This is a genomic window from Flavobacterium frigidum (assembly GCF_048286795.2).
The window spans coordinates 22,666-32,606 of record NZ_JBLVPT020000024.1; the positions used below are offsets into that span (position 1 = coordinate 22,666).

8 protein-coding genes are annotated in these 9,941 nt (G+C 33.2%); all 8 read right to left on the bottom strand.

Features of this window, described 5'->3' with window-relative positions; all coding sequences use genetic code 11:
• Positions 1-25: 25 nt before the first annotated feature.
• On the bottom strand, positions 26-937 hold the full coding sequence (locus ACNQGB_RS15485; protein WP_417946009.1) for a toll/interleukin-1 receptor domain-containing protein: 912 nt from the start codon (positions 935-937) through the stop codon (positions 26-28).
• Between the two features lie 53 nt (positions 938-990).
• Positions 991-2,064 carry a DUF4917 family protein gene (locus ACNQGB_RS15490; RefSeq protein ID WP_417946011.1) on the bottom strand — a complete coding sequence of 358 codons (1,074 nt, stop codon included), beginning with the start codon at positions 2,062-2,064 and terminating at the stop codon, positions 991-993.
• A complete protein-coding gene (locus ACNQGB_RS15495) occupies positions 2,057-2,926 on the bottom strand; it encodes a hypothetical protein (RefSeq protein ID WP_417946012.1) in 870 nt (289 codons plus the stop codon). Before ACNQGB_RS15495 ends, ACNQGB_RS15490 begins: the two co-directional genes overlap by 8 nt.
• Before the next feature lie 3 nt (positions 2,927-2,929).
• Positions 2,930-4,156 (bottom strand): restriction endonuclease subunit S, encoded by a 1,227-nt coding sequence (locus ACNQGB_RS15500; RefSeq protein WP_417946020.1) that lies wholly within the window; start codon positions 4,154-4,156, stop codon positions 2,930-2,932.
• Between the two features lie 67 nt (positions 4,157-4,223).
• A complete protein-coding gene (locus tag ACNQGB_RS15505; protein ID WP_417946014.1) occupies positions 4,224-6,575 on the bottom strand; it encodes a type I restriction-modification system subunit M in 2,352 nt (783 codons plus the stop codon).
• A gap of 304 nt (positions 6,576-6,879) precedes the next feature.
• The gene (locus tag ACNQGB_RS15510; protein ID WP_417946016.1) at positions 6,880-8,142 is read right to left on the bottom strand and encodes a DUF2130 domain-containing protein; all 1,263 of its coding nucleotides are present in this window, start codon (positions 8,140-8,142) and stop codon (positions 6,880-6,882) included.
• Positions 8,143-8,193: 51 nt separating this feature from the next.
• Complete coding sequence (locus ACNQGB_RS15515) at positions 8,194-9,390, bottom strand: cold-shock protein (RefSeq protein ID WP_417946018.1); 1,197 nt, start codon at positions 9,388-9,390, stop codon at positions 8,194-8,196.
• The gene (locus ACNQGB_RS15520) at positions 9,380-9,796 is read right to left on the bottom strand and encodes an ATP-binding protein (protein ID WP_417946022.1); all 417 of its coding nucleotides are present in this window, start codon (positions 9,794-9,796) and stop codon (positions 9,380-9,382) included. The genes ACNQGB_RS15515 and ACNQGB_RS15520 overlap by 11 nt, the downstream gene beginning before the upstream one ends.
• Positions 9,797-9,941: the final 145 nt, after the last annotated feature.

Genomic DNA, 9,941 nt, shown 5'->3' on the forward strand with positions numbered 1-9,941 from the left:
TAGTTTTATCAATTCTCCAAATAATTTATTTTGAATCATCTAAATCAACTTTAGGTTTTATAGTTTTAACTAATTTCGGTTCTTCTCCTGGAAAATAGGTCATTCTTGTTTCAATGGACAGATATCCATTCCACATTTTAATTGTTAATTCGGTATCTCTAACCCAATTGACAACTCTATTTTCGTAACTTAATGTAACTGTGTAACCTTGAGAGGTAACTAAAAATGATCGTCCCAATCTTTCTCTTTCTGTGTTAAATGTAAAATCAGTTTGCTCCGAATATTTACGAGCTTTTTCTTCTATTTTATCAAAAAGCAATTCAACTTCTTTTTTTGCAAGTTCAACGCCTTTAGTTGATTCAAGAATACTATTTATTTCATTGTTTAACTTTTCCTTATTACTCAATTCATTAGCCACTGCTATTATTGGGTCATAATCAGGATTATTAAAATCAGGAATTGTTCCAGTTTCTGGTCTAACTACTTCGGGTTTGTTATAGATTATTCTACTTAAATTAAATGCGTCATTCTCAAATTTAGAATTTTCTTGCATCGGATGATAAACCTTAGTGCGAATATAAACTGGAGCACTCGTAGCTTTTGTTCCTTGTCTTAGAATAGGAATAAACTTGTCATTATTAGCTTGTAAATCATACAGGCCTTGAGAAATTAAGGAATATTCAAAACCTGTGCCTCCAGTTCTAGAATCAGCCTTTTTTTTGTAACCTTCTGTAAGTACTATAATTACTTTATCTGCTTTCTCTAAACCATTTTCCATAAAATGTGTTAGCTCTTTACCAGCCGCTAAATCAAATTGATCAAGTAAAACATTACATCCTGCTTTTTCAATTAAATAATTAGCAAGCTTTACAACCCATTCTTTGTGCTCCTGACTATCCCACGAATACGAGATAAAAACAGTAAATCTATCTTCCATACATTATTTATTATTTTAACAATACCTAATTTCCGCAGCTAGGACAGCATTTATTAATTACTCCAAATATTTGCTGTTTGTGCATTATATACATTCACTTTACACATAAACTTTTTCTCAATAGATTGAATGTGTTTTAAATCACTATCAGAGTAAACGCCGATGTAGACACTATACAACTTAGTGCCTGATTTAAAGCCTAAATTTGAAGCTTTGTTTACTGCATCAATAATATGCTCATCATATTCACCGAAATTAAAACCAAAGGTTACTAGAGAACCTTCAATATTTGATAACTGCTCATAGCAGTTTATTAAATATCTATTATGCATAATATGTTCCAGTTTTTCTCGCCCATTGCCAGCAGTTACGAAAATTGGATAATCTCGATTATCCAAACGATGTTTAATGTTTTCTAAAAGATAATTATTTGAAGTATAAATTTCTTTTTCAATTTCTATTCCAGTATCAAATATGGAAAGTGTACCGTGTAGATAAAAAACTTTTTGTCCTTTTCTATTGATACCCCAATGTAATTCTGATAATTCTTTATCTCCTCCTTTTATAACTTCATCTGGATTTAATAACTCTCTTCCAAATCCATCATTTGCGTTTTTGAGGTTATTTCTAAGAAGCACCCAATACATTAATAAATCATAATTGGTTGTAAAAACCAATCCATCATTGTCAAGATACTCTGCTAAAAAACTAGCACAGCTTTTACTTTTTTCTTCTGGAACCTGAAAAACATGTTCAGGATGTAATGAACTTATAGCATCAATTAAGCCGTTTTTTAAGCTTTCATTAGCTTGTTTAAGTTTATCCGTAAACTTTTTATCAACGTCAAAAGCATTGGCAATTTCAATAAAGTTGTCCAACTGTTGCATTACCAATTCAAAGTTTTTGGTATTGATAACTTTAAATAATTTAGATAACATATCATCATCTAATTCTTCGATGAATTTATACAATGCGTTATAAGAAAATATTTTTGAATCATAAGACATACTAAAACCATTTCCCATAAGAAAGTGTTTCTGTCTTCTTTTTTGTTTCAATGAGTTAACCACATCATCATAGGACATAATATCACCAAATTTCAAACCTTGAATATTGTCTTTACTCATAATTTGATTGTATTAAACCATCCGTTCTACTAACTATAATACTTAAGGATGGATTCCAATTTGCTTCTTTACAAGCCATATTTATTTTGTTGCCTTCAACAATTTTAAAACTCTTATCATTAGTTTTTTCATTCTCATTCAAGTCCAAATTACTGTCTTCATTTTTTTTATAAAAATCAACTTTTTTTAAGTTTGGATTAGAAGCTATAATTTCATTTTTGGAATATAATATGAAATTATTAGTGTCATGATAACAACATGTTAAAACTCTCCATGGTTGAGCACTATGTGGGTGAATATCTTCAAATTTTGGATTTATATATCTTCCATTAGAATCTTTAATACCTGCCAATTCCTCAATTATACTAGGTTCAACAAGTGAACATCCGAATTGCTCTTCATTAAAGATATTTTCACACAAATCCGCTCCAGAATATGAAAAATCATATTTACCATTATACAATAAATAATAACCTTTGCATCCAGAAACTCCTTCAAGTAAAGTTAATTTATCCCATTGCATAATGAGATCACTGGAATCCCTTAGAGTATCATATCTATTGTTTTTCTTTAATATTTTAGCTTGCAAGGCGAACCATCTATACTGTCCTATATTTGTTTCAACAAATACATTAATATCACTACCGTAAATATTTTCTTTCCATCCTTTTTCTGCATAAACATCAAAGTTAGAAATATGATATTTACTGAATTGTAAAATATCAACTAGTATATCAGCTGTAATTCCGATTTCTGGTAAATCAACATTAACATCATGTGCTAATTGTATTCTATTCCAAACATCTGTAGCAATGTTTTTAAATAACTTACATCTATCAGTTGCAAATAATATCTTTCTCATAATTTAATTAACTTTCACTTTACCCGTTACCACCCCATCGATCAAACTCATTTTATACTCCTTTAACTTATCAATCTCTTGCTCTTTTAAGGAAATGGCTCTGGCAAATTTATTTGTTGAAACGTCTATGAAATCACAAATAGATTTTTGTTCAGAAATCGTAGGTAATGGTAATGAAAAGTTTTTAATTGATTGAAAATTTAATCCTTCTCGACCTCCACCTTGTTGGTTAAACCAAATTTGTCCTTGTCCGATTTCAGAACTTAAAATACTATTTAAAAAGATTGTAGTTATATCTCTTTTAGGTCTAATAATACATACATGTTGATTCACGTTTAATTCAGAATCAAAATCTACAAAATGACATCTTCCTATCGAGCCTCCAGTTATATTTAGTAAAACATCCCCCTTTTGTACTTGACTATTAGACATTGATTCGTGAACTTTATCTGAAATATATGCAACTCCTTCTAATTCGATTTTTCCAAACAAAACATTTTGGCTACGTAATAATGGAATTCCACTATCTAAATATGTTGTTCCTCCACCTGAAGGTGTAATTCCACTTCCAATTTTAGAACTTATATGTTTGATTTTCTTCACCTCCCAATGCTCCGGAATCTCTCCAATCCATTTAACACCGCTGTCTTTGAGTTTTACGTTATCGTTTAAACCTCGCGTAACGGCTTTGTGAATGAATATTTGTCTGCGTTCTTTAAGCAGCTCTATTTGTTTTTGTTTTATGGCAATGGCTTGGTCAATCAGGGCGGTTTTGTCTTCGAGAAATTGAGCCATTGCAGTTTGTTCTTCAAATGGAGGAAAAACAAGTTCACAATTTGCAATATGGGTAAAACTCAATGTTTGTCTAACGCCAGACCCTAAAGTTTTCATATAGACTACATCAAAAATATGTAGTAACCATTTGTAATACTCTTTATTTAGTTTAAGGTTTTCATTTAAAATAATATAGCCAGAACTTACCACAACATCTTTATCAGAGAGTGCTATTCGCAAACTGATAAGGTCATAGTTTAAATTTAATGGGTTTATTAAAAAATCACCTTTGGATAAGACTTGATAAGATTTTTTTGTTGATTCTGGTACTTTCTCATCATCTTTATACACTACTTTTCCAAAACTAATTGAACCACAATTTAATTCAATATTGGTAGTCTTTTTTTTCTCTGAAAAAATATGTTTGAATTTCTTTTCTTCCCAATGTTCAGGAATCTCACCTAACCAAGATTCTCTTGATTCTTTGTTTTAGAATACCTTTGTAATGTTTGAACTACTTCCATTAAATTAAATTTAAAATTTCGGCAATCAGTCCGTCACTCAATTTTTCTAAATCTATAATATCAGCAGTAACTTCATTAATGGCACGTAATGGCTTGTGTTGGTAAAAGTATTTGTTAAAACTAATTTCGTAACCAATTTTAGTTGCATCTAGGTTTATCCAAGCTTCGGCAACATGCGGTTTTACTTCACGTAAGAAGTAGGTGTGAATGTCTTCTTTTAAAGGTACATTTTCTGTATCACGTAAATCGCTTTCGGTTTCATACGTCAGGTATTCGCCTTTTTTAGCCGTTGGATAATAACCGTAATCTGCTAACTCACTTTCGGTACAATCTAAATGATCTAAAAGCGTTGAAAGTTTATCGCCTGTTAGTTTTACAGTGCCTTTAATTACTTTTTCAGCTTCGGCATCGTACCAACTTACGGCATTTAAAATGGCATTTTTTTCTGACGCATCCAGTTTTAGTTTCTTGTCTTTGATCACCGCATCGACTTTTTGCTTGAAAAGGTTAAAGTCACTAAAGACTTCGTCTCCAATATTTTCCAACAAAATAGTAGCTTGCTCTAGTAAAAAGGCTTGCTTGTCCCAAGTGGTTTTGGCTACTACTTTCTTTTGGTTGGCAGCCGTTAAATTCAATTCGTTTTTCTCACACCAGTCGAGAATTTCTTTTTTATGATTGTCTATTTTCGTGTAAATCGACTCACCAAAAGTTTCATACGCATACACCATGGCTTCTTTCAGTGATTTGTCATAACGCAATTCGGCAATGCGTTCAGCAGTGAACTGTGCTTTAAGGCGTTTGGGTCTTTCAATAGTTACTTTATGGTAACCAAAATCACTATTGTCAAATACTTTTGCAGTAATGCCTTCGTTAGCCGTTCTTTCGATAGCTGCTAAATCGGTATAGGTTTTTACAATTTCGGTAATGTGATCTGAAGAAAACTCACAGTTTTTATTCCCTAAGTTCTTACGTAGTTTGCGGTACAATTGCCCAGCATCAATCAGTTGTACTTTGCCTTTTCGGTTGGCCGTTTTGTTGTTGCTTAGGATCCAAATGTAGGTGGTAATTCCTGTATTGTAAAACAAGTTGTTGGGTAATTGTACAATGGCTTCAAGCCAGTCGTTTTCGATAATATAACGACGAATGTTGCTTTCGCCACCGCCAGCATCACCCGTAAACAAACTACTACCGTTATGAACGGAGGCAATGCGCGTACCTGTTGGACTTTGTTCAAGGGATTTCATTTTACTGACCATTTCCATCAAGAACAACAACTGCCCATCAGAGGATCGCGGAATAGCATCAGCATCTTCTTCAATTCCCCAGTAGTTTTTTAATCGGATTTGGAAACGAGAATCGATCACGTCTTTTCCGTCCTTGATGTATTTTTGTTCCGTTGCCCAAGATTTCCCATAAGGCGGATTGGACAACATAAAATCGAAAGAAGTTCCTGCAAATTCATCTGTTGATAAAGTAGACCCAACACGAATATTCTCAGGGTTATTCCCTTTGATCATCATATCACTTTTGCAAATAGCATAGGTCTCGTCATTGATTTCTTTTCCGTACAAATACACATCGGAATTCACGGCACGTATTTCGCCATCTTCGTCTTTGATGAAATTTTGCGCTTCGGTCAACATTCCACCACTACCACAAGCAGGGTCGTAAATGGTCATTACAGGAGGCAAATTGTTTTTTATTGGATCAAAAATAATATGTGTCATCAAGTCGATCACTTCACGCGGTGTAAAGTGCTCTCCTGCTTCTTCGTTATTATCTTCGTTAAATTTTCGGATTAATTCTTCAAACACATAACCCATTCCAAGATTAGACAAGGCAGGAAGTTTTCTGCCATTGGAATCATTCTTTTCAAAAGGAGTTAAATTAATATCAGGTGATGTGAATTTTTCTAATACATCAAGCAATACATCTTTGGCTGCCATGTGACGTATTTGACTTTTAAGCTTGAATTTTTCAATGATCTCTTTCACGTTACTACTGAAACCATTCAGGTAATCTTCAAAATTGGCTTGTAATAATTGTTGGCTGTTGGTAGCCGTATCGTGTAAACGTTGTAAGGTCCAATCGCTGGTGTTGTAAAAAACATAAGTAGAAGCAGCTCGTAAACCGTTTTCGTCCCATTCCGTGAAACCTGCTTCATCGCGTTGAAAAGTCAGTTCTTCCATTACGGCCTCTTTCGTTGGTTCAAGCAACGCATCTAGCCTACGTAAAACCACCATAGGAAGTATTACATCGCGGTACTTACCACGAACGTAAACGTCACGCAAACAATCGTCTGCAATTGACCAAATGAAGGAAACTAATTTATTGTGTACGGATTGGTTCATTGTATTGTATTGAATTTGAATTTCAGCTAAAGTATAGATTTTTTATTTGTAAGGAATGTGGAAAACCGTAAAGTGATAACCTGTTTTAATTAAATTCCATACCGTTTGATTTGGTTTGACTGTATTTGGGTAAAGGAACGTTATTTTGTAGGAATTTGCTACGCCCAGTTTTAGTGATATTTATGAATTTTATTTAAAAGTAAAAGGGATGGAATTATATTATTATCCCTTTGTAATTAAGGTGTTTAGCTACTATTTTGGCTGAATTTATTAATAGATTATGGTATTTCGCCCAAATTTAAAATTACTCATCTAATAGTTCGATTTCACAACCTAGTTCTAATGCTTTGACCGTTTGCACCGCATTACCAGCAATCCCTCTGATCGATCCATACATGTGAACGGTATTGTTGATGACCTTATCAATTTGTTTCTCACGCTGGCTCCAGATGCGTTGCATAGCTCTTTTTTCGCTTGAGAGATCCGTTTGCATTTGTGTAAAACCTTCTGTAATTCCTTCCATTTGTAACCTAAATTCAGTAGAGGTTAGGAAATCATAAAGCATTTCCATCTTATCGCCTTTGTTTTCTTGTGATTGAACTGCCTGGCTAACTTGTACTACTGATTGACGCAATACTGCGCTTAAGCCTTTGAACTCTTCAAATGTACAGATCCAAATGCCGTCTTTGAAGCCCATTCTGTCCATTCCGCTTGGCATCACTTCAGTGACGAGTACTCCTAGGTTTACTTTTTTGGCACGAATATCGTTCTTGAATTTTTCTATCCAAGCGGGTTGGAAAGCTTTAGTACGTTTGCTTTCATAGTAAATTGTACCACAGTTTTGTAATTCTCTTGTATTTACAATCTGCAGGCAATCTGCTCCATTTGCCCCTTTTTTTATTTCATCGATTGTATCTAATGGAAAGCTGGAAGCCAACCATTCTTCAATAGCCAATTCCATTACTTCGCCTTGCAATTGCATCGAACCTTGTTCTTGCTTGCGTTTCATTTCTTCAATCAGTTTCTTCTGGTCATCCGATTGTTTCTGATATTCCTTAAACTTTAATTCGTTTTTATCTTCTTCCTGTTTGCGGATTTTTTCACGTTCTAGAGTCAAGGTCTCATTCAACTGCTTTTGAGCGGCAGCTTCAATAGTATCCTTCAGCTCGAGTTTCTCCCGTTGTAGTTTAGCCACTTCTCCTTCCATTTTACTCAACTCACGCAATTTATCTGATTTTGCGATAAGTTCTTTTTCCATTTCAGCAACGCGATCTTTACTTTCTTCTTCTAGCTTCTTTTTTAACTTTTCGGTTATCTCTTTTTCAGAAACTTTTTTGGCTTGTTCTAAGCGTTCGGCAAACAGTTCATTTTCCTGCTTCTTCTTGGCTTCAAATTCGGCTTTGGCTTTGTCCAACACTTCGTTTTTATCAGCCAATTCTTTAGCTTGTTGGTTTGCTTTTTGTTGGTACTCGTGTCTAATTTTATCTTCTAATTGATGTTTTAGAATATCATTCACATCGATTGAAGTACCGCAATTAGGACATTTGATAGAAGTTTGCTCAGACATAAGATTTACTTTTTATTGGTTTACTCAGCAAATGTAGAGTGGGTGTGTGCATTATGAGTGCTTAGGTGTTATAGAGTTGATTTTTTTTATTTTATTTCTTGTTTCTCCCGTTCTATTATCTATGTATTCTTCAGCTTCGCCAATTATAGTCATTCCTTCTGTTAAGTGGTGATCGGCTATATGATTGGATTGGATAAATATATTTGGACTACCATCTAATGGTTTTAAAAAGCCGAAACCTTTTGCAGGATTGAAGTTTATTATAATGCCTTCAACACTCCAGATTTGATCATTTGTTCTTTCTACCTCATCTAGAATTTTCCAATTTTCTGGGGTAGGGTGATTATCAACGTATTCCTTAAACCAAACAAGCAGATCTAGTAATTGATATAAAACACTATGGAACAAATAAGGAGTTTTTAGATTTTTAACGAAGGCATCTATTTCTGATCGATGCGCTCCAGGTTGGGTTATTGACAAAATGTTTTTTAAATATCCACCTATTACCTTTGGTAAATAATTGTCTTGGTTGAGAATGAATTGTTTTAGGATAGGTTTTGTGTTTTCATGTTGACTTTGACCACATAAAAATTTGCTGCTTGGATTGAGAGATACAGTTGGAGATACAAATTCGATTGGCAAAAGTTGAAACTTATTGAATGCGATAAATACATCTTCTACTATTTTACGGATATTTGTAAAATGTTTATCAATAGCTGCATTATCATTTTCTTTGAATATTGAAAACAAATCTTGTGCAGCATATTCACCTATATATTTCCCCGTACAAACGTTGAAAACTCTTTGGTATTTATGTCTTAGTTGAGTATCAGCTTGACTTTCTGCCGCTAGGACCAATCTACTAAAAAGTTCATCTTCAGCATCACTGATTCCTTTCTCATAAACGTTTTGAAAAGCATTATTGAATTCTTCAGAAGCATAGGCTTTTGCTTGAGCAGTTAAAACAAAGTATGCAAATTTCTTGTCTAATTGTAGTATTCTGTCTTTGGTTCGATGTACCCATTTTGTATCCTCTGAACCAGGGACATCGTCTTCGTTTTCAAAGAATTTAGCGTCAAGCAATATTGCATCATATAGGTTATAGTTTTTTTCTAATTCTTCACAACCACCATTCATCGATTTGTATGGAAATAGTTTTATTCCATAGTCTATGGCTGTTCTATGCAACGCTGGCAATTCTTCGTGTTTGTCGTCTATCCAAAGGATATTATATGTTTTATTGCTCATTTATAGCGTTTTTAATGGGGAATAAAAATTTAAAAATGACAGGATATATAGGATTAGAATTCAACTCTAATGCCCAATCGTCATTTCCAAAATAAGTCGCAATTCTATTGATATCATAGCCACCAATACCGGTGCCTTTTTGATTATTAGTGGAGCTGAATTTTGAAATAAACTTTTCTTTATCGAAATTGTTTGGAAATGGTTTACCATTATTTTTTATAGCTATTTCTAATTGATTCTCTACTATAGCCAATTCTATCATTACAGTATTGGTTTCTTCAATAGCATCAAAACCATATTTATGCGCATTGGTCAAAATATTATCAAATAAGATTTTTAATAGAATTATATTAATTTCAATATTTTTATTACTACAGTCGTCAATTTGTAATAATTTACGATCAATTTTAAAATTAAATGAATTAGTAGATAGTTCAGTACACTAGTGTCCACTAAAAAATAAAACAAGTTCTTTGAAATTATTGTAAATCTGTATTTTAAGAGTCATTTTTGAGCGTGACGATTTGAAATGATTATTATGTTCGTAAATC